The 20,423-nt window shown below is 72.1% G+C and carries 16 protein-coding genes; 9 read left to right on the top strand and 7 right to left on the bottom strand.

The annotated features are described in order from the left end of the window. Positions 1-45: 45 nt before the first annotated feature. On the top strand, positions 46-2,226 hold the full coding sequence (locus OHA72_RS40265; protein ID WP_327001333.1) for an MMPL family transporter: 2,181 nt from the start codon (positions 46-48) through the stop codon (positions 2,224-2,226). A gap of 185 nt (positions 2,227-2,411) precedes the next feature. Further along, positions 2,412-2,855: a hypothetical protein gene (locus OHA72_RS40260; protein WP_327001332.1), complete on the top strand. Its 444-nt coding sequence runs from the start codon at positions 2,412-2,414 to the stop codon at positions 2,853-2,855. On the opposite strand, the gene OHA72_RS40255 is transcribed toward OHA72_RS40260, so the two are convergent. Together OHA72_RS40255 and OHA72_RS40250 are read right to left on the bottom strand one after the other, a co-directional pair. Beyond that, complete coding sequence (locus OHA72_RS40255) at positions 2,824-3,675, bottom strand: NAD(P)H-binding protein (protein WP_327001331.1); 852 nt, start codon at positions 3,673-3,675, stop codon at positions 2,824-2,826. The genes OHA72_RS40260 and OHA72_RS40255 overlap by 32 nt on opposite strands. A 197-nt stretch (positions 3,676-3,872) precedes the next feature. Next, positions 3,873-4,412, bottom strand: coding sequence for a hypothetical protein (locus tag OHA72_RS40250; protein ID WP_327001330.1), 540 nt, complete (start codon positions 4,410-4,412; stop codon positions 3,873-3,875). A 969-nt stretch (positions 4,413-5,381) separates the two neighbouring features. Here OHA72_RS40250 and OHA72_RS40245 point away from each other — a divergent pair. Then, entirely contained in the window at positions 5,382-7,001 is a 1,620-nt protein-coding gene (locus OHA72_RS40245; protein WP_327001329.1) for a chitinase, read from the top strand. 10 nt (positions 7,002-7,011) lie between these two features. Beyond that, positions 7,012-7,809 carry a serine hydrolase domain-containing protein gene (locus tag OHA72_RS40240; protein WP_327001328.1) on the top strand — a complete coding sequence of 266 codons (798 nt, stop codon included), beginning with the start codon at positions 7,012-7,014 and terminating at the stop codon, positions 7,807-7,809. A gap of 64 nt (positions 7,810-7,873) precedes the next feature. Here OHA72_RS40240 and OHA72_RS40235 read toward each other — a convergent pair whose 3' ends face one another. Then, positions 7,874-9,697: a S8 family serine peptidase gene (locus OHA72_RS40235; RefSeq protein WP_327001327.1), complete on the bottom strand. Its 1,824-nt coding sequence runs from the start codon at positions 9,695-9,697 to the stop codon at positions 7,874-7,876. A 305-nt stretch (positions 9,698-10,002) separates the two neighbouring features. On the opposite strand from OHA72_RS40235, the gene OHA72_RS40230 reads away from it, so the two are divergent. The 4 genes from OHA72_RS40230 to OHA72_RS40215 all read left to right on the top strand — a co-directional run bounded on the left by OHA72_RS40230 (position 10,003) and on the right by OHA72_RS40215 (position 16,153). Beyond that, on the top strand, positions 10,003-10,239 hold the full coding sequence (locus OHA72_RS40230; protein WP_327001326.1) for an SCO4848 family membrane protein: 237 nt from the start codon (positions 10,003-10,005) through the stop codon (positions 10,237-10,239). Positions 10,240-10,300: 61 nt separating this feature from the next. Further along, entirely contained in the window at positions 10,301-11,668 is a 1,368-nt protein-coding gene (locus OHA72_RS40225; protein ID WP_327001325.1) for a dihydrolipoyl dehydrogenase family protein, read from the top strand. Between the two features lie 128 nt (positions 11,669-11,796). After that, a complete protein-coding gene (locus OHA72_RS40220) occupies positions 11,797-14,112 on the top strand; it encodes a putative bifunctional diguanylate cyclase/phosphodiesterase (protein ID WP_327001324.1) in 2,316 nt (771 codons plus the stop codon). A 4-nt stretch (positions 14,113-14,116) separates the two neighbouring features. Continuing rightward, positions 14,117-16,153 (top strand): prolyl oligopeptidase family serine peptidase, encoded by a 2,037-nt coding sequence (locus OHA72_RS40215; protein ID WP_327001323.1) that lies wholly within the window; start codon positions 14,117-14,119, stop codon positions 16,151-16,153. Here the strand turns inward: OHA72_RS40215 and OHA72_RS40210 are convergent. Then, positions 16,150-17,418, bottom strand: a complete 1,269-nt coding sequence (locus tag OHA72_RS40210; RefSeq protein WP_327001322.1) for an MFS transporter — start codon at positions 17,416-17,418, stop codon at positions 16,150-16,152. The genes OHA72_RS40215 and OHA72_RS40210 overlap by 4 nt on opposite strands. A gap of 142 nt (positions 17,419-17,560) precedes the next feature. On the opposite strand from OHA72_RS40210, the gene OHA72_RS40205 reads away from it, so the two are divergent. After that, a complete protein-coding gene (locus OHA72_RS40205; RefSeq protein ID WP_327001321.1) occupies positions 17,561-18,217 on the top strand; it encodes a hypothetical protein in 657 nt (218 codons plus the stop codon). On the opposite strand, the gene OHA72_RS40200 is transcribed toward OHA72_RS40205, so the two are convergent. From OHA72_RS40200 to OHA72_RS40190, 3 genes are all read right to left on the bottom strand, one after another. Continuing rightward, positions 18,192-19,610, bottom strand: coding sequence for an MFS transporter (locus OHA72_RS40200; RefSeq protein ID WP_327001320.1), 1,419 nt, complete (start codon positions 19,608-19,610; stop codon positions 18,192-18,194). The two genes, OHA72_RS40205 and OHA72_RS40200, sit on opposite strands and share 26 nt — an antisense overlap. Positions 19,611-19,691: 81 nt before the next feature. After that, the gene (locus tag OHA72_RS40195) at positions 19,692-19,883 is read right to left on the bottom strand and encodes a hypothetical protein (RefSeq protein WP_327001319.1); all 192 of its coding nucleotides are present in this window, start codon (positions 19,881-19,883) and stop codon (positions 19,692-19,694) included. Beyond that, complete coding sequence (locus OHA72_RS40190) at positions 19,880-20,413, bottom strand: RNA polymerase sigma factor (protein ID WP_327001318.1); 534 nt, start codon at positions 20,411-20,413, stop codon at positions 19,880-19,882. The genes OHA72_RS40195 and OHA72_RS40190 overlap by 4 nt, the downstream gene beginning before the upstream one ends. Positions 20,414-20,423 lie beyond the last annotated feature (10 nt).

Genomic DNA, 20,423 nt, shown 5'->3' with positions numbered 1-20,423 from the left:
GCAGTAATCCCTCTGAGGCACCGACCAGGACAAAGGACGACCGACATGGCAACCGTGCTCTACCGGCTGGGGCGGGCCTCGTTCCGGCACCGCTGGACCGTGCTGATCATCTGGGTGGTGATCCTCGGCGGGCTCGGCGGCGCCGCCGCCGCGTTCCGCGGCGCCACCTCGAGTGACTTCACCATGCCGGGCACCGAGTCGCAGCGGGCGATCGACGCGCTGAAGTCGCAGTTCCCGGAGGCCAGCGGCGCGACCGGCACCATCGTCATCGGCGTGCCGCAGGGCCAGCAGCTGGCCGCGTCGAAGAGCACCGTGGCGGGCCTGGTCGCCGAGGCCTCCAAGCTGCCCGGCGTCCTCGGCGCGCTCGACCCGTTCCAGACCGGCGCCCTGTCGCAGGACGGCCGGTACGGGATGATCACCGTCCAGTTCGTCGACCGTGCCGACAAGGTCACCGACGAGCAGCGCTCCGCCTACGAGGCCAGCGGCGCCGCGGCCCTGCAGGCCGGCCTGCAGGTCGAGCACGGCGGCGAGGTCATGAACGCCGAGCCCGAGGTCGGTGGCACCGAGGGCATCGGCGTGCTCATCGCCCTCGTCGTGCTGGTCGTGACGTTCGGTACCCTCGTCGCGGCGGGCATGACCATGCTCAACGCGCTGATCGGCGTCGGCGCCGGCATGGCCGGGCTGTTCGCGCTCAGCGGCGCCGTCCAGCTCACCAGCACCGCGCCGGTGCTCGCGCTGATGCTCGGCCTCGCCGTCGGCATCGACTACTCGCTGTTCATCACCTCCCGGCACCGGCAGAACCTGGTCGACGGCCTCAGCCCCGAGGAGGCGGCCGGGCGCGCCGTCGGCACCGCGGGCTCCGCGGTCGTCTTCGCCGGCGCCACCGTCGTCATCGCCCTGGCCGGGCTCGCCGTGGTCAACATCCCGTTCCTGACGGTGATGGGCCTGGCCGCCGCGGGCACGGTCGCGGTCGCGGTGCTCGTCGCGATCACGCTGCAGCCGGCGCTGCTCGGCTTCGCCGGCCAGCGGATCCTGCCGCGCCGCCTGCGCCGCACCGGCGCGGGCGCGCCCATCACCAAGCACGTCGACGGGTTCGGGTTCCGCTGGGCGCGGGCGATCACCCGCTTCCGCGTACCGGTGCTGCTGATCGGCGTCATCGGCCTCGGCGCCTTGGCGATCCCCGCCGCGGACATGCGCATCGCGCTGCCCGGGGCCAGCGCCGGCCCGACCGACTCCCCCGCCCGCAAGGCCGCCGACGTCATCGAGCAGCACTTCGGCCCCGGCTTCAACGGCCGCCTCGCCCTGCTCGTGTCGACCGGCTCCGCCGACACGACGAAGGCGAAGGCACAGGAGGCCCTCGGCGTCCTGCAGGGCACCCCGAACCTGCTCGCCGCGACCCCGCCGAACTTCAGCCGCGACGGCAAGACCGCCCTGCTGGGCATCATCCCCAAGACCGGACCCACGGACGAGGCGACCGAGACCCTCGTGCACGACGTGCGCACCAAGGTCAAGCAGGTCCAGGGCGCCGACATCGCACTGACCGGCCAGACCGCCGTCGGCATCGACGTGTCGGAGAAGCTGTCCGACGCCATGCCGCGCTACCTGCTGCTCGTCGTCGGGCTGTCGGTGCTGCTGCTGATGCTGGTGTTCCGCTCCATCCTGGTGCCGCTCAAGGCCGCCGCCGGCTTCCTGCTCACCGTCGGCGCGACCTTCGGCATCACGGTCCTGGTGTTCCAGAAGGGGCACCTGGCCTCGCTCGTCGGCCTCGACACACCCGGGCCCCTGGTGAGCTTCCTGCCGATCCTGCTCATCGGCATCCTGTTCGGCCTCGCCATGGACTACGAGGTGTTCCTGGTCTCCCGGATGCGGGAGGACTACGTGCACGGCGCCGGCCCGCAGGAAGCGACGATCAGCGGCATGGGCCACGGCGCCCGGGTCGTGACCGCGGCGGCGCTCATCATGACGTCGGTGTTCGCCGGCTTCATCCTGCTCGACGACCCGGTCATCAAGTCGATGGGCTTCGCCCTCGCCATCGGCGTGGCCATCGACGCGTTCGTGGTCCGCATGACGATCGTGCCGGCCGTCGTGTCGCTGCTCGGCCGCTCCGCGTGGTGGCTGCCGGGCTGGCTGTCGAAGATCCTTCCGAACGTCGACATCGAGGGCGAGAAGCTCCGCGAGCACCTCGCCGCCGCACCGGACCCGGCCGCCGAACCGGTGCGCGTCTGACCTCGAGCATCCACTGACGTGACGCACGCGGCGGCGAACCTGCGGGCGCAGATCCACCGGTCTCCGACCGTGCGGGTGCTGCGCCCGCGGTCGCCGCTGCCGGAGCTGGCGGTGCGGTCGCCGCTCGCCCCCGACGGCTACGGCCTGCTCGCCGGGTCCCGCGGCGCGCTGGTCGAGTTCGCCGCGTGGTGCCGTGTCGCCGCGGTCTCGCCGCACAGCGTCGTCCACCTGCCCGACGGCCGTCCGGCCCTGACCGGCTCGACCTGGTCCTCGCCCGTACCGACGCCGCACTTCGCCCTTCGGCGTGGAAGGCGGTGCGGGCCGGCCTGTCCACCGGCCGGCCCGCCACGCTGCGCTCACCCGCGCCACGCCCGTGGCGGGACCCCGGATGGGACGCCCCGCCACGGATGCGGGTGGCCGAGCACGCGGCGACGCTGTTCCTGACCGGCACGCCGCGTGCCCTGTTCCACCTCGGCGACGCCGTCACCGCCGCCACGGCTTCGGTGCCCCGCCTCCGTGACGTCCGCCGGCACGGTGCGGCGCTGCTGCTCGGCCTGTACGGATCCCTCGCCGGCGACCTGGAGATGGACGTGCTGGTCAGGGACGACCGGTACCGTCGCCGCCCTTGAACGGCCCGGCATGCTCCTCGAGCCAGTCGCGCAACGTCAGCGCCGGCCGGCCGGTGAGCCGGGGCACGGTGTCCAGCACCGTGCGGTCCCAGGCGCACGACTGGCGTTTGAGCTCCAGCAGCGACTCCAGCCTGGGCCCGCCCCAGCCCCGGGCCTCGAACGCCGCCCTGGTCTCCGCCACGGTCCGCACCGCCAGCCGCACCGGTTCGCCGATCGCCTCGGCGACGGCGGCGGCCTGCGCGGCGGGCGACAGCGCCTCCGGCCCGGTGACCGTGTACTCCCGCCCTTCGTGCCCCGGCGTGGTCAGCACGGCCGCGGCGACGGCGGCCACGTCGAGGGGGTGCACCATCGCGGACACCGGGTCGGTCTCGGTGACCGTCATGGTGCGTTCCCGGACGATGCCGGTGGCGTACTGCTCCAGATACGTCATGAACGTCCCCGGCCGCACGATCGTCCACGGGATCCCCGACCCGCGGATGACGTCCTCGCCGCCGCGGTGACCGTTTGAGATCGCGTCGGTGGCGCCGAACGTGACGCCGCTGGTGGACAGCTTGACCAGGTGCCGCACGCCGGCCCGCCGCGCCGCGGCGACGAGCGCCCGCTCCTGCACCGGACCGTCCGGCCCGTACCCGGGCACCAGGACGAACACGGACGTGACACCGTCGAGCACGGCGGGCAGGGTCTCGGGCCGGTCCAGGTCACCGTGGACCTGGCCGGGCAGGGAAGGCCTGCGGGTCATGGACCGCACGGCGTGCCGCCGCGCAAGCAGGGGAACGAGCTCAGAACCGATGGTGCCCGTGGCACCGATGACGAGAATCATGATCTTCCAAGGGTGATCGCGGCGCTGTCTCACGCCGAGCGAGAACTACAAGGGAGCGGCGCCGTCACCCGCACAGGGCACGGCGTTTCCAGACCCCGACCCTTGGTCAGCTCCCCGACCAGGGCCCCGTCTCCGGCTTGTCGTGTCTCGCGACCACGTCCTTTCGATCACAGGCGCCCCGATCGTAGCGCGGCGCCTCAGTTCCTGGGATTCCATTTCGCGAGCACCTCGAGGCGCGCCACCGCCTGCTGCGCCGCCTTGGCGACCCGCTCCGGTTTTACGACCCGCTCCGCCTCGCCCCACAGCACGTCGTACAGCTGCCGCAGCGCCCCGCCCCGGCGACCGAAACCGATCAGCAGGTCGTCGCCGAACTGGTCCCCGATATCACGGATCAGGTCCAGGCAGTCGACCAGTCCCCCGCCCTCATACCGCGGGCTCCACCCGGCGAACCGGTCGAACCGGAACTCGGCCACGTCCAGCACGTCCGGCATCCGCCCGCGCAGCCCGTGCCGCAGCCCCTCCCAGCCGAACGTGTCGGCCAGCACGTGGCTCGTCCGGTCCCGCCGCAGGAATTCGCAGAGCCCTTCGGCGGTGTCGAACAGCGCGTACCTGGCCCCGACCGGCAGCAGGAAGTCCCGCGCATCGGGCGTGTTGCCACCCCACAGCGACCACCCGGCCCGCTTCGTCAGCACGACCCGCACCGGCCACAGCATGTTGTCCTGAAACAGGTCGTCCACCCCACGATCCTCCCCGCAACCCCCCACCCAAGCGACCGACTTGAGCGCGACCCCGATCGAAGGACGCCCGTGGTCGCCGGGGCGACCACTGCCGTCCTTTGATCACGGCCGCAAGATCGTCCGTCGGCACCGAACCACGCGCGCCAGCAGGAAAACTCCCGTGCGCGGGCCGCCACCCCACCACCTCGCCGCTGCGCCGTGATCAACGCCGCGGGCCGTCCGTCCGGGCGGCCAGCCCGCGCCTTCGATCTGTGAACGGCTTGTCATCGGCGGTGGCGCCGAACCGGCCGGTGCCGGCGCCTCCAGGACCGCTGCGAAGTCCCGGCCGTCGATGACCGGACCGGTGGGTACCACGCCCCAGACAGCGACCTTCCCCCACCCCGCTTGATCGAAGGACGCCCCTGGCCACCGGGACGACCACCGCCGTCCTTCGATCACGGCCGCAAGATCGTCCAGCGCCCGCCCGCGGGCCACGGCAACACCCGACGCTGGCAAACACCAATCATCGGCGGGCCGGACCCCGCAGCCGGCGCACGCTCAGCGACCCGAACACGCACCCACCGGCAAGAACACCCCAGCACCGCAGCACGCCGCCCTGCCGTGATCAACGGCGCGGGCTGGTCGCTCGCACGGCCACAAGACGACTTCGACCCGTCGGCGCGCAGCGCACGACTCGCGGCGGCGGGATGAACGGTCTCACTGCTCGGATCGAACGTCAGACCTACCGTGAGGCTCGAACACCTCAAGCCGGGATCCTTCGGTTGCGGCGCGCCCGCGCGTGTTGCGGCCGCGCGCAGCGCAGGGCGTGCGAGCGCAGCGAGCATGGGGGGCTCCGGGGTGGGAACCCCCCGGCCGCCGCGGCGGCAGCCGCCGAAGCTGGTGACTGCGCCAGCCGCCCGAAGCGAGGACTGGACAAGAACTGTTAATAAACTTAATAATGGCGAGCACCGTCGATGGAGGTTCACCCCCATGAAGCGCATCGCGCTCATCCTCGGCGCCGGGATCCTGCTGGTGACCGGCCTGCTCGTAACGACGAACGCCTACGCCGCCAACCTGTTGACCAATCCTGGATTCGAGAGCGGGTCGCTGTCCGGGTGGTCCTGCACCGGCAGCGGGTCCGGGGCCGTGACCAGCCCCGTGCACTCCGGCTCCTACGCACTCAACGGCAACGCCACCGCCTCCGACACCGCCCAGTGCACGCAGACGGTGGCGGTCCAGCCGAGCACCGCGTACACGCTCACCGGATGGGTCCGCGGCTCCTACGTGTACCTCGGCATCACCGGCGGCGCCTCCACCTGGACCAGCGGGACCGCGTACAGCAAGCTCACCGTCCCGTTCACGACCGCCGCCGGGCAGACGTCGGTCCAGGTGTACCTGCACGGGTGGTACGGCACCGGCGCCTACAACGCCGACGACGTCTCCCTCGACGGGCCAGGCGGGCAGCCGACCGCGTCGCCCACGACCGCGTCGCCGTCGCCGAGCCGGTCGGCGAGCGCGAGCCCGAGCGCCAGCCCCAGCAGGAGTCCCAGCACCAGTCCCAGCCCGAGCACCAGCCAGCCGCCGGTGACCGGCCTGCCGAAGCACGCGCTCATCGGCTATCTGCACGCCAGCTTCGCCAACGGCTCCGGCTACATCCGGGTGGCCGACATCCCCGCCGCGTGGGACATCATCAACCTGTCGTTCGGTGAGCCGACGTCGGTCACGTCAGGTGACATCCGGTTCAACCGCTGCCCCGCCGCCGAGTGTCCGAACGTCGAGTCCGACGCGGACTTCCTCGCCGCGATCAAGGCCAAGCAGGCCCAGGGCAAGAAGGTCCTGATCTCCATCGGCGGGCAGAACGGCCAGGTGCAGCTCACCACCACCGCGGCCCGGGACGCGTTCGTCAACTCCGTCAGCGCGATCATCGACCGGTGGGGGCTCGACGGGCTTGACATCGACTTCGAGGGGCACTCGCTGTACCTCAACGCCGGCGACAGCGACTTCCGCAATCCGACGACGCCGGTGGTGGTGAACCTGATCGCCGCGCTCAAGTCGCTCAAGGCGAAGTACGGCACCAAGTTCGTGCTCACGATGGCGCCGGAGACGTTCTTCGTGCAGCTCGGCTACCAGTTCTACGGCGGCACCAGCGCCGGGGACAACCGGGCCGGGTCCTACCTGCCGGTCATCCACGCGCTGCGGGACTCGCTCACGGTGCTGCACGTCCAGGACTACAACTCGGGTCCGATCACGGGGCTGGACAACCAGTACCACCAGATGGGCGACGCCACGTTCCACATCGCGATGACGGACATGCTCAAGGCCGGCTTCCCGGTCGCGAACACCGGCCAGACGTTCCCGGGGCTGCGCGCCGACCAGATCGCGTTCGGCGTGCCGGCCGCGGTCAGCGCGGGCAACGGCTACGTCGCACCGGCCGTCGTCCAGGCCGCCGTCAACTGTCTCGTGAAGGGCAGCGGCTGCGGGTCGTACACCTTGCGCGGCGGCACCTCGCCGGCCTTCCGCGGGCTCATGACCTGGTCGATCAACTGGGACCGCTACTACAACTGGGAGTTCATGAACACCCAGGAACCGTTCCTCAACGCCCTGCCGTAGGTTCGAGGGCGTGAGCAGCGCCCTGGATCTCGTCAGCACCTGGCCAGTCAAGACCGCGTCGGTCGCGGTCGTGGGTCCCGAAGGGGTCCGCGACCGCACCGGCCCGGACGATCCGCTGCCGTGGGCGTCGGTCACGAAGCTGCTGACGGCGCTGACGGTGCTCGTCGCGGTCGACAAGGGTGACGTCACGCTCGACGAGCCGGCCGGGCCGGAGGGTGCGACGGTGCGGCACCTGCTCGCGCACACGTCCGGGGTCGCGTTCGACGACGACACGCAGGTGGCGGCGCCGGGGCGGAAGCGGATCTACTCCAACCGCGGGTTCGAGCTCCTCGCCGACTTCGTCCTCACGCGCACCGGCGGCACGTTCGCGGAGCTGCTGACCGAGTCGGTGCTGCGCCCGCTCGGCATGGGCGGCACCACCCTGGAGGGCTCGCCGGCCGCCGGGGCCCGCGGTCCGCTGTCGGACCTGGCCCTGCTCGGCCAGGAGCTGCTGGACCCGAGCCTGGTCCCCGAGCTGATGCCGGAGGCCGTCACCGTGCAGTTCGCCGGTGTCTCGGGGGTACTGCCGGGCTTCGGCCGTCAGGACCCGAACGACTGGGGTCTGGGCTTCGAGATCCGGGACGGGAAGTCGCCGCACTGGACGGGTTCGCGCAACTCGCCGGCGACGTTCGGCCACTTCGGGCGCAGCGGCACGTTCCTGTGGGTCGACCCGGTCGCGGGCCTCGCCTGCGCGTGCCTCACCGACCGCGACTTCGGCGAGTGGTCCGCGCAGGTGTGGCCGGTGCTGTCCGACGCCGTCCTGGCCTGAGCACACAGCGACGGGGCGCCCTCGTGGGTGAGGGCGCCCCGCCTGTGCGGTGCCGGTTGAAGCGTTACGACCAGCTGGACGTCGACCAGTCGTCGGCGGACCAGTAGTGCCCGCTCCAGTAGTGCCCGGACCAGTAGTGGCCGGTCCAGTACTGCTCGGACCACTCCGGGTCGCTCCACGAGCCGGTGCCGGTCCAGGGCGTGCCCTGCCACGAGGCGGCGGCCCAGGTCCGCGACGTCGACGGCGGGACCCAGCGCTGGTTGTCCTGGTCGAGGCAGTCCCAGATCTGCAGCTGGGTGCCGTTCGCGGTGTTCCAGCCGTCCACGTCGAGGCACTTGCTCGCGTTGACGTTCACCAGCTGGCGGGCGGTGTTGACCCGCCACTGCTGGGCCGGCGTGCCGTTGCAGTCGAACAGCTGGACCTTGGTGCCGTTGGCCGTGCCGGCGGCGGTGACGTCCAGGCACTTGCCCAGGGCCTGCGCGCTGCCGTCGGCGGCGAGCACCCAGTACTGCGCCGGGGTGTTGTTGCAGTCGTACAGCTGGATCGGCGTGCCGTTGATGTTCTGCCGGTTCTGCACGTCGACGCACTTGCCGGCGTAGCCGGTGATCTGTCCCGTGCCGCCCGTGCCGCCGGCGCCGGTCCAGGTGTCCCCGGCCAGCCGGTAGCCCATCCACATGCCGCCGTTCCAGCTGGTCTTCTGCCCGGCGAGGCTGGCCCAGGCGGTGCCGTTGAACGGGCCGAAGATCGACTGCTCGCCGCTGAGCTCGATCCCGTTGAACGACAGGTGGTTGCCGCCGCGGGTGGTTTCCAGCGAGCCGGTGCCGGTGCCCTTCGCGGTGGTCTGCGTGGCCGACGGGGTCGCCAGCGCCACGGTCGCGGCGACGTTGAGCTCCTTCATGCCCTTCTGCCCGGCGGTGCCGGTGGTCAGCGTCGTCGCGCCGGACACCAGGAGCTTCTTGACCTGGTCGGGGGTCAGCGACGGCCGCTGCTGCAGCAGCAGCGCCACCGCGGAGGCGGTGACGGCCGCGGCCTGCGACGTGCCGCTGCCCTTGAAGCCGGTGTCGCCGACGCGGGCCGTCGGGTACTGCTGGTCGACGTTGGAGCCCGGGTCGCGCAGCGACACGATGGACGTGCCGGGTGCCAGCAGGTCGACCTTGCGGGCCGCGTTGGAGTTGTTGGTGTACGTGGCCAGGTCGTCGTCCGTGGTCGCGATGGTGTTGTTGGTCGTGGACGCGCCGACGGCGACGACGAACGGGTCCATGGCCGGGTTGGTCAGGGCGGTGGTCGTGCTGCCGTCGTTGCCTGCGGCGACGACGACCACGATGCCTGCCTGCCAGGCCTGCTCGACGGCGAACATCAGCGGGTCGACCGTGGAGGCCGACATGCCGCTGGTGCCGTAGGACAGGTTGAGCACCCGGATCGGGCTCGACGGGTCGTGGTTGCGGTTCTGCACCACCCAGTCGATCGCGGCGATCATCTGCGACACGTCGTTCGCGCCGGTGGCCGTGCCGACCTTGACGGAGGTCACCTTCGCCTTGGGCGCCAGCCCGTTCGTGCCGGACGCCGTGTCGTTGCCGACCATGATGCCGGCCATGTGCGTGCCGTGGCCGAACGTGTCCAGGTAGCGCAGCTGCCCGGACTGCGACTCGAACGACAGGTCCGGGCCGTTGACGAGCTGGGCGGCCGGCAACCCGGCGACCGGAGCGACCCCCGTGTCGATCAGCGCGATACCGACACCCTGACCGGTCAGCGACGCCGCGGCGCCGCTGTCGGCCTTGATGATCGACCGCACGCTCTTGAGCGTGGTGCCGGCACCCGCCGGCCATTCGTCGGCAGACCAGCCACCACCTGGGCGGCCGCTGCCGCCGGTGGGCTCGGGGCTGGTCACGGCGGCAGCAGGACCACCGAACGCGAGCAACCCCAACGACGTCGCGACGGCAACAAGTCCCGACGCGCCAGCGCGCAGTCGACGACGGCCCGTCATCGGCTTCATCATCCGCATCTCCCCATCCATGGAGCACGAACGCACTCACTCCGTGCGTTCGAATCACCACGATCCGGGGTCATACACCGAAAGTCACGAGCCGGTGACCAGAATGCGCCGAACACCCGACAGGCTTTCTGACCTGCTGTAATCCCCCCTGCCGGCCATCACCCCGATCGCCTGACACCGGGCGCTGGCATACTGCGCCGGTGGTGTTGTCCCGGCGCTGGTCCCTGCTGCTGATCGCGGTCGCCGTGTGGAGCTGGCTGATCTGGCCGCGGTTCCTGCTGGCGATCTGGGACGACGACCGGTCGTGGACGGTCGCGCACGGTTCGGCGTTCTTCTGGATCCACGTCGGGCTGATCGCCGTGTCGCTGGCCTTCGGCACCGCGGTCGGCGTGCTGGGCATCCTCGGCGTCCGCGCGTCCCGCCACCGCGACCGCTAGCCTCCGCGCGCATTCGCGGTCTGTAACGGTTGCGGGCGCCGGCAGGCCATAGGGTTGCGCCATGGCGGAAACCGTGGACGTGGTGGTGGTCGGGCTGGGTGTCGGCGGCGAGGAGGTCGCCGGGCGCCTCGCCGAGGCGGGTCTCAGCGTGGTCGGCGTGGAGGGCAGGCTCGTCGGCGGCGAGTGCCCCTACTGGGGCTGCGTGCCGAGCAAGATGATGATCCGGGCCGGCAACGCCCTCGCCGAGGCGCGCCGGGTGCCGCAGTTGGCTGGCGCCGCCGACGTGCGCGCCGACTGGGCGCCGGTCGCCAGGCGCATCCGCGAGGAGGCCACCGATTCCTGGGACGACAAGGTCGCCGTCGACCGCCTGGTCGGCAAGGGTGCCACGTTCGTGCGCGGCTGGGCCACGATCACCGCGCCGGGTGAGGTCACCGTCGGCGACCGGGCGCCCAGAGTTTTTCGGGCGACCCGCGGGATCGTCCTGGGCACCGGCACCGAGCCGGCGGTCCCCCCGATCGACGGGCTCGCCGGCACCCCGCTGTGGACGAACCGGGAGGCGATCGAGGCCGAGACCCTCCCCGCGTCTCTGGTCGTGCTCGGCGGCGGCGCGATCGGCGTGGAGCTCGCCCAGGTCTTCGCCCGCTTCGGCGTCGCCGTCACGGTCGTGGAGGCCCTCGACCGGCTCGTCGCCCTGGAGGAGCCGGAGTCGTCCGACCTGGCCCGCGAGGCGCTGACCCGGGACGGCGTCACCGTGCACGTCGGGGTCAAGGCGTCCTCGGTGCGCCACGACGCGGCCGGATTCACGATGACCCTGTCCGACGGCGGGACGGTCACCGCCGAGAAGCTCCTGGTCGCGACCGGGCGCAAGGCCGACCTGTCCAGGCTCGGCATCGACCGGCTCGGCCTGGACCCGGCGGCCCGCGGCATCACCGTCGACGACCGCATGCGCGCCGGCGAGGGCGTCTGGGCCGTCGGCGACGTCACCGGCCACGGCGCGTTCACCCACATGGCGATGTACCAGGCGGGCATCGCGGTGCGCGACATCCTCGGCCAGGACGGCCCGCCCGCCGACTACCGGGCGACACCGAGGGTGACGTTCACCGACCCGGAGATCGGCGCCGTCGGCCTCACCGAGGCGCAGGCCCGCGCCGGCGGGCTGCGGGTGCGGGTCGGCACGGGCCAGGTCCCGTCGTCGTCGCGAGGCTGGATCCACAAGGCCGGCAACGAGGGCTTCATCAAGCTCGTCGAGGACGCCGACCGCGGCGTCCTCGTCGGCGCCACCTCGGCCGGCCCCGTCGGCGGCGAGGTCCTGTCCGCGCTCGCGGTCGCGGTGCACGCCGAGGTCCCGGTCGAGACGCTGCGCCACATGATCTACGCCTATCCGACGTTCCACCGCGGCATCGAGGACGCTCTGCGCGACCTGTCCTGACCCGGCGCCGCACCGGACGGCCGACGCTGTGCGGTCCGTCCGGTGCGGCGCGCCCAGCCGCAAAGACCTCAACCAGCACTCGGTGCCGCCGATAGGATGCGCACGACGAGAAGGCTGGAGGTGGCCGGGTGAGCCTGCGCCGCGACCGGCTCTGGCTGGCGTTCCTCGCGCTCGGCGCCATCTGCACCGTCCTGTTCGCCGTGAATGTCGCGGCCGACCTGGCCTCGGCGGTGATCGGTGGCGTATGCGTGCTGGCCTGGGCGTTCGGGCCGCGCCTGCACGGCGTGCGGCCGCGCCGGCCGTGGCGGCTGATGACGGCGGCCGCGTCGTTCTTCCTCGTCGGGATCATCGTGCGGGCCATGCTGGTCGAGCAGCCGGCGCCGATCGCGCAGATCGGCGACGCGTTCACCGTCTGCGGCTTCGGGTTCTTCATCGCGGCGCTGGTCACGTTCCAGAGCCGGTGGGGCATGGACCGGCACGCGCTGCTCGACGGGCTCATCGTGTGCATCGGCGCGGCGCTCGCCTCGACGCTGCTGTTCGTGCTGCCGACCGCGTCGATCCCCGGCCGGCCGGGGATCGTCACCGTGATCGCCGGGCTGTATCCGCTGCTGGACACCGTCACCGTGCTGCTGGTGGCCAACCTGGCGTTCACCACCGCCGTGCGGCAGCCGTCGTTCATGCTGATGGGCTCCATGATGCTGCTGGTGTTCTGCGGCGACCTGGGCTACGCGATCATCGGGCGCAACGGTGACGTGACCGGGCCCCGGCTGATGGCGCTGCCGTTCCTGCTGGCGTTCACCCTCGGCGGCGCCGCCGCGCTGCACCCGACCGCGAAGGCCCTCGCGCGGGCCACGCCGCTACCGATCCAGGCGTGGTCGCTGCCGCGGATGCTGCTGATCGGCCCGGCGGTGGCGATGCCGTTCGTCCTGACCGTCACGCTCGGCGCCGAGACGCCGGTGAAGCGCTGGGCGCTCGGCCTCGGCGGCGCCGCGATCGTCGTGCTGCTGCTGGTGCGGGCCTCCGACGCGGTGCAGAGCCACGCCGCCGCGCAGCGCCGCTTCGAGCACCAGGCCACCCACGACCCGCTCACCGGCCTGCCCAACCGCCGGATGCTGAGCATCATGGTCGAGCGGCTGCTCAGCGAGGAGCGGCCCGACCGCGGCGCGAACGTGTGGATGTTCTACCTTGACCTCGACGGGTTCAAGCTGGTCAACGACTCGTGGGGGCACCCGGCCGGCGACCAGCTCATCATCGACGTCGGCACCCGGCTGCGGCACGCCCTGCCGGCCGCGGCGACGATCGCCCGGGTCGGCGGCGACGAGTTCGTCGTCGTGCAGCGCTGCACCGAGCCCGAGGCCATGGCCAACGCCCGGCGGATCATGGAGTGTGTCGAGCGGCCGCTGGTCGTGGTCACCGCCGAGGGCGGCACGGCCGACGTCGTGATCGGCGCGTCGATGGGCATCGTGCAGTCGCTGAAGGGCGGCGGGCGCGCCGAGCGGGCCGAAGGGCTGGCCGACGCCCTCATGCGCGACGCCGACACCGCCATGTACCGGGCGAAGGAGTCCGGCCGCAACCGGTGGACGGTCTTCGACGCCTCGATGCGCGACGCGGTCCGGGAGCGGGTCGAGATCGAGGTCGCGCTGCGCGCCGCCGTCGCGCAGGAGCAGCTCAGCATCGCCTACCAGCCGATCATCACGATGACCACCGGGCGGCCCGCCGGCGCCGAAGCGCTGTGCCGCTGGCAGCACCCGGTCCGCGGCTGGATCGGGCCCAACATGTTCATCGCGGTCGCCGAGGACTCCAACCTGATCTCCGCGCTCGGCGCCTGGGTGCTGCGCGAGTCGGTGTCGCAGCTGGCCAGGTGGCGCGCCGACGGTGTGGTCGATGACACCTTCTGGATGTCGGTCAACGTCTCGCCCCGCCAGCTCGGCGACCCGGTGTTCGCGGAGCGGCTCGGCGCCACGCTGCGCCAGTCCGGCGTACCGGCGGAAAACCTCGTGCTGGAGATCACCGAGTCGGTCATGGTCGAGGGCAGCGACCTGACCGAGCGGGTCCTCGTGGACCTGCGGGCCCTCGGCGTGCGGATCTCCGTCGACGACTTCGGCACCGGCTTCTCCGCCCTGGGCTACCTGCGCCGCCACCCCGTCACCGGGGTGAAGATCGACCGGTCGTTCGTCAACGGCCTCGGCACCAGCGCGGAGGACGAGGAGATCGTGCGGGCCGTCGTCGCGATGAGCAGCGCCCTGCATCTCGCGGTCGTCGCCGAGGGCGTGGAGACCCCGGCACAGCGTGACGTGCTGATGGCGCTGGGCGTACCGCTCGCGCAGGGCTGGCTGTGGGGCAGGGCCGTGGACCCCGCGACGTTCGCCGGCACCTGGTCCGATGGACAGGCCGGCATCCAGGCGGTCCGCGTGGCACTGCCCGCCGCCGTTCCGTCAGACTGAACCGATGACCGACACGATCACCGCTGAGGACGCCCACCTCTGGCTCGAGGAGGTCGACGGCGCCGACGCGATGGCCTGGGTCCGTGACCGCAACGCCGAGACCGTCGCCGCGCTCACCGGCGAGGCCCGCTTCGCCGAGCTGCGCGACGAGATCCGCACCGTGCTGGACGCCGACGACCGCATCCCGATGATCGCCTGGCACGGCGAACGGGTCTACAACCTGTGGAAGGACGCCACCCACCCGCGCGGCCTGTGGCGGCGCACCACCCTTGCCGACTACCGGTCGGACGAGCCCGCGTGGGAGACGATCCTGGACCTCGACGCGCTGGCCGCCGCCGAGGACGAGAACTGGGTGTGGCAGGGCGCCACCTACCTGCGCCGCGGCCCGCTCGCCGGGGACCACCGCGCGCTGGTGTCGCTGTCCCGCGGCGGCGCCGACGCGGCCGTGGTGCGCGAGTTCGACCTGGACCGCAAGGCGTTCATGGACGACGGCTTCACGCTGCCCGAGGCGAAGAGCGACGTGAGCTGGATCTCGATCGACGAGATCTTCGTCGGCACCGACACCGGCCCGGGCTCCATGACGTCGTCGGGCTACCCGCGGCAGGTCCGGCGGTGGCGGCGCGGCACCCCCGTGCCGGACGCGCCGGTGGTGTTCGAGGGCACGGCCGAGGACGTCTCCGTCCGCGCGTCCAGCGACCCGTCCGCAGCGGGCGAGCGGGCCCTGATCCGCCGGTCGCTGGACTTCTTCCACGCCGAGCGGCACCTGCTCGCCGACGGCGTCCTGACCAAGCTGGACGTGCCCGACGACGCCGGCGTCGACCTGCACCGCGACTGGCTGCTCATCCGGGTCCGCACCGACTGGGCCGTCGGCGGCGCCACCCACCCCGCAGGGTCGCTGCTCATCGTCGACCTCGCCGCGTTCCTCGCCGGTAGCCGCGAGCTCACGACCCTGTTCACGCCCGACCCGCACACGTCGCTGTCCTACAGCGACTGGACCCGCGACGGGCTGATCCTGGTCCTGCTCGCCGACGTGCAGAGCCGCCTGGAGATGCTGTCGTTCGTCGACGGGCGCTGGGAGCGCACCGTGCTGGGCGGCCTCGAGCTGGGCCAGACCGACGTGTGGGACACCAACGCCGACACCGACGAGCAGTACCTGCTGCTGTCCAGCGGCTTCACGCTGCCGCCGACGCTGCGCCACGGCGTCCTCGGCGGCGACCCGCCGGTGCTGCTCAAGCAGGGCCCGGCCCACTTCCCCGCCGACGGGATCACCACCAGGCAGTTCTTCGCCACCTCCGCCGACGGTACGCAGGTGCCGTACTTCGTGGTCGGCAACCCCGCAGCGGGGCCCGGGCCGACGCTGCTGAGCGGGTACGGCGGCTTCGAGGTGTCGCGGGTCCCGTCCTACAACTCGATCATCGGCCGTGGCTGGCTCGCCCGCGGCGGCACGTACGTGGTCGCGAACATCCGCGGGGGCGGCGAATACGGCCCGCAGTGGCACCGCTCCGCGCTGCGGGAGAAGCGGCCGCGCGCCTACGAGGACTTCGCCGCGGTCGCCGCGGACCTGGTCGAGCGGGGCATCACCACCCGCGCCCAGCTCGGCATCGAGGGCGGCTCCAACGGCGGGCTGCTCATGGGCGTCATGCTGACCCGGTACCCCGACCTGTTCGGCGCGATCGTGTGCGCGGTGCCGCTGCTGGACATGCGCCGCTACCACCTGCTGCTCGCCGGGGCGTCGTGGATGGCGGAGTACGGCGACCCGGACGACGCCGACGACTGGGCGTACCTGCAGCTGTTCTCGCCGTATCAGAACGTGCGGCAGGGCGTGCCGTACCCGCCGACGCTCATCACCACGTCGACCCGCGACGACCGGGTGCACCCCGGCCACGCCCGCAAGATGGTCGCGCGCCTGCGTGAACACGGCCACGACGTCAGCTACTACGAGAACATCGAGGGCGGCCACGGCGGCGCGGCCGACAACGCGCAGATGGCGTTCAAGTGGGCCCTGGCGTTCGAGTTCCTGTGGCGGACCCTGCGGTCCTAACCGTGCGCGGGCAGCGCCTCGCCGCGGCGCATCGCGGCGAGGTGCTCCGGTGCCATGCTGCGCCGGGTGGTCCGGCGGTACCGCCACACCTGCGCCGCGCCGATGCCCCACAGCACGTACTGCACGGCGAACGCCCACTTGTACGCACCGAGCGACGGGTGGGCGGCGCCGGCCGGGGTCTGCAGGTCGAGCAGCACGCCGATACTGACGATCACGACGATCGACGCGGCGAACCCGCCGACGTTGACGATGCCGGTCGCCCCGCCGAGCCGCGCCGCCGGGTTGAACGACCGCGCGTAGTCGAACCCGATCATCGAGCCGGGCCCGTTCACGGCGAGGACCAGCACCAACCCGGTCAGCACCGCGAGGGGCGCCCGGCCCGGCCACAGCAGCACGACGGCCCACGCGACGGCCGAACCGGCCACGATGCCGAGCACCAGGGTCGAGCGGTGATACGGCAGGCGCCCGCAGAAATGCCCGATGACGGGGCCGAGGACGATGCCGCCGACGGTCAGCAGCGACAGCAGCAGGGCGGCGGTCGCCGGGGCGAGACCCTCCCCCTGCGTCAGGAACGGGAACCCCCACAGCAGCGCGAACACGCTGCCGGAGAACTGCGCGGCGAAGTGGGTCCACAGGCCGAGCCGGGTCCCGGGGTGCTCCCAGGACCGCTTCAACGCCTTGGGCGCTTTGTCGGTCTTGCCCTGTTGCTGGGCCGGGGCGTCCTTCAGGGTCAGCGCGACCAGGGCGACCGCGGCGGCGCCGAGCACGGCCGCGCCGAGGAACGTGGCCGTCCACCCCGCGTCGCGCAGCAGCACCACGAGGGGCACCGCCGACGACAGCGCGCCGAGCTGCCCGACCATGCCGGTGAGCTGCACCATCAGCGGGTTTCGGCGCGGCGGGTACCACATCGCCACGACCCGCAGCACGCTGATGAACGTCATCGCGTCGCCGACGCCGATGAGCACCCGGGCCGCGATCGCGGGCCCGATGTCGCCGGCGTAGGCGAACAGCAGCTGCCCGGCCACCATGAGCAGCCCGCCGCCGACCAGCATCCGGCGCGACCCGAACCGGTCCAGCAGCACCCCGACCGGGATCTGCATGCCCGCGTACACGGCGAGCTGCGCCACGGACAGGATCGCCAGCAGTGACGTGCCGACCCCGAAGCGGTCCGCCGCGGTGACCCCGGCGACCCCGAGCGAGGACCGGTGGAACACGGCAATGATGTACGTGGTGAGCCCGATCGCCCACATGACATGTCTACGCATGGCACCAGGGACGCTAGCGTTTGCGGAGCCGCAGCGGTGCCAGTTGTGACGGCGCTCAAGTGTGGGCTTGCGGACACCCCATACGCTGTCCGGGTCCGCCACGCCTGTCCACCGTCTGCCTCCGGCCCTTGAGGATCGTGCCATGAGCGACCTGACCGCCACTCCCATCCGGTGGGAGCACTCGGGCGACGGCGAGTTCCCCTACCACGCCCAGGTCGACGGGCGCACCCTCACCGTGCGGGTCAACGACTTCCCGGCGGAGCCGCTGTACACCCTGATCGTCGACGGGGCGGAACTGGTCGACCTCGACGACTGGCCGACGGTCTGGCGCCGTCCGCCCGTGCCGGCGCACCTGCTGGACCTGATCGCCCGCCCGATCACCACAGATCTGCTGTGGACCTGGGCGCGGCGCATCTGCGGCGTCACCACCGAGCACCCGGCCGAGGTCGCGGCGCTGCTCGGCCTGCCCGCGCCGACGCAGGACGACTTCGGGCGCCTGTTCGTGCAGCCCAGCCCGCCCGGCACCGCCCGGCTCGAACTGTCGGTGAACGACCGCGCCGGCCTGTCCGCCGTCGTCATCCACTTCATCGAGCCCGCGCTCACCCGGGCGGAGCTCGACGCGTGTTTCGGCCCGTCACGCGACCTGCCCCGCATCCACTGGGACTCCGCGCACGTGACCGCCCACCAGATCACCGCTCCGGCGGCGCCGCTGTCGTGCACGCTGCTGGCGGCGTTCAGCACCGAGCCATCACCGTCGGCGCGCACCTTCCAGCTCACGCTGCGCCGCGATCACCACTGACCGCCTGTCCCGCCGTTTCTGCGTCGCTCGTCGCCGCGGCGTCCGCCCTCGTGATCGCGGCGTCCGCGTTGGTGACCGCGGCGTCCGCGTTCGTGATCGCGGCGTCCGCCTTGGTGATCGCGGCGTCCGCGTTCGTGACCGCGGCGTCGACGCGGGCGTTGGTGAGGCGGATCGCCGCGTACCCGCCCGCGGCGAGCGTGAGCAGCGCCGCCACCAGGATCGGGGTGCGCAGGTCACCGACGTCGGCGAGCACGCCACCGGTGATCGCCCCGAGCGGCATCACGCCCCAGGCGACCACCCGGTAGATGCCGATGGTCCGCCCGAGCAGCGCGTCCGGCGTCAGCCGCTGCCGCAGCGAGCCGTAGACCACGTTCCACACCAGGATCGCCCAGCCCGCCAGCGCCCACCCGACCGCCGCCACGTACGGCGACCGCGTGGCCGCCGCGAGCAGCATGCCGAGCCCCGTGACCACGGCCGACACCGCCATCGCCCGCCCACGGCCGGTCCTCGCCGCGACCCACGCCGCACTCTGGCTGCCCGCGAGCGCCCCCACCGCGGCCGTCAGCAGGAAGAACCCGAACGCCGCCTCCGGAATCCCGAGCACCTCCCGCGTCCACAGCACCACCAGCGCCATCGCCATCGCGTTGGCGAAGCCCAGCACCACGACCACCGACAGCATGGCCCGGTGCAGCGCGTCCCCGCGCACGAACCGCACCGCCTGCCTCATCGCCTTGCCCATCCGCACCGGCTCGCCGCCTTCGGCCCGGTACGTGCCCGGCAACGCCACCATCAGCACCGCCGCCACCGCGAAGCACGCCACGTTGATGCCGAACGCCGCACCCGCCGCCACCGCGAACACGGCACTGGCCAGCGGCGGCCCCACGAAGTCCTGCGCCAGCAGCCCCGCACCCTGCAGCCGCCCGTTCGCCGTCTCCAACCGTTCCCGGTCCCCGACAACCGCCGGCACCATCGAACCCACGGCGTTGTCGTACACCGTCTCGCACGCGCCGAGCACCAGCACCACCGTGTACAGCAGCCACAACGACGCCCTGTCCAGCGCCACGGCCACGAGCAGCGCCGCGATCACCCCGGTGCGCACCGCCCCGACCACCAACGCCAGCCGCCGCCGGTCATACCGGTCCACCAGCACTCCGGCCGGCAACCCCAGCACCAGCCACGGCAGAAACCCGAGCGCCGCCAGCACCGAGAACGCCACCGGATCACTGGTCAGCCGCGCGGCCAGCAACGCGATGGCCACCCGGTAGACCCCGTCCCCGAGGTTCCCCGCCGCCGCTGCCGCCCACAACCGGTTGAACCGCCTGCCAAGCCCCTTCCCCGCCTGCCCCCGCCGCGACATCCATTCACCTAACCGGATGCCGCCCCCGCCCGCCACCCCGCTCACCCTTCGGCCGGAACGACGTGAGGTGCCACCGGCCGTCGGTGCCGCGGTCCGTCGCCGACCCGCTGGCGGCGGCTACTCGGTTGCGTCGCCGGCGAGACCCGGGCTGGACCGGTCGCCGACCTCCTCCCGCGTCACGCGCTTGACCTGGGCCAGCCGCGACTCGATGTCGAGCTGCCCGGACAGCGACGCCTCCGCTTGCGCGCTGGCCTGCAGGAGCTGCCCGTCCAACTCGGCGAACTCGTCAGTGAACTCACGCAGATTCAATTCGTCCCTTCCCCGGCCCCCGCTGCGTCCCGAGCGACGGCGTTCTCGACATACAACTCGCGCTGGAGGCGCTGACGCGCATGGCGCAAGTGAGATCGGACAGTTGCCTCCGTCCTGCCGACCCGGGCGGCGATCTCGGCGATCGCGAACCCGTCGTAATACCAAGCCATCACCCGGCGCTGTTCGTACGGCAAGCGCCTGAGGAGGTTGAACACCTTGCCCTGCTGCTCCCCGAAAACGACCGGATCGACGTCCGTGTGCGTGCCGTCGCCGGCCCAGCCGCCCGCGACCGCCTTCACCGGAGCGGCTCTCGCTCGAGCAGAGGCAGCCAGGTACATCCGTTCGGCAACCACTCGCACCCACGCCTCTGGATGTTCGATCGCGTCCCAGTGCTCGTACGCCTTCGTCATGGCCTCCTGGGCACTGTCTTCTGCTTCCTCTCTGCTCGCACCGATCTTGATCAAGAACAGGACGAGACGGGCAAAGGCCCTGCGGAAGAACCCGTCATACCCCTCCGGGGTGAAAGCCATAGGTTCGAAA

The organism is Dactylosporangium sp. NBC_01737 (assembly GCF_035963215.1).
GTDB lineage: Bacteria > Actinomycetota > Actinomycetes > Mycobacteriales > Micromonosporaceae > Dactylosporangium.
The sequence above is the reverse complement of the archived record's forward strand: the minus strand, read 5'-3'. Positions and strand labels throughout refer to the sequence as shown.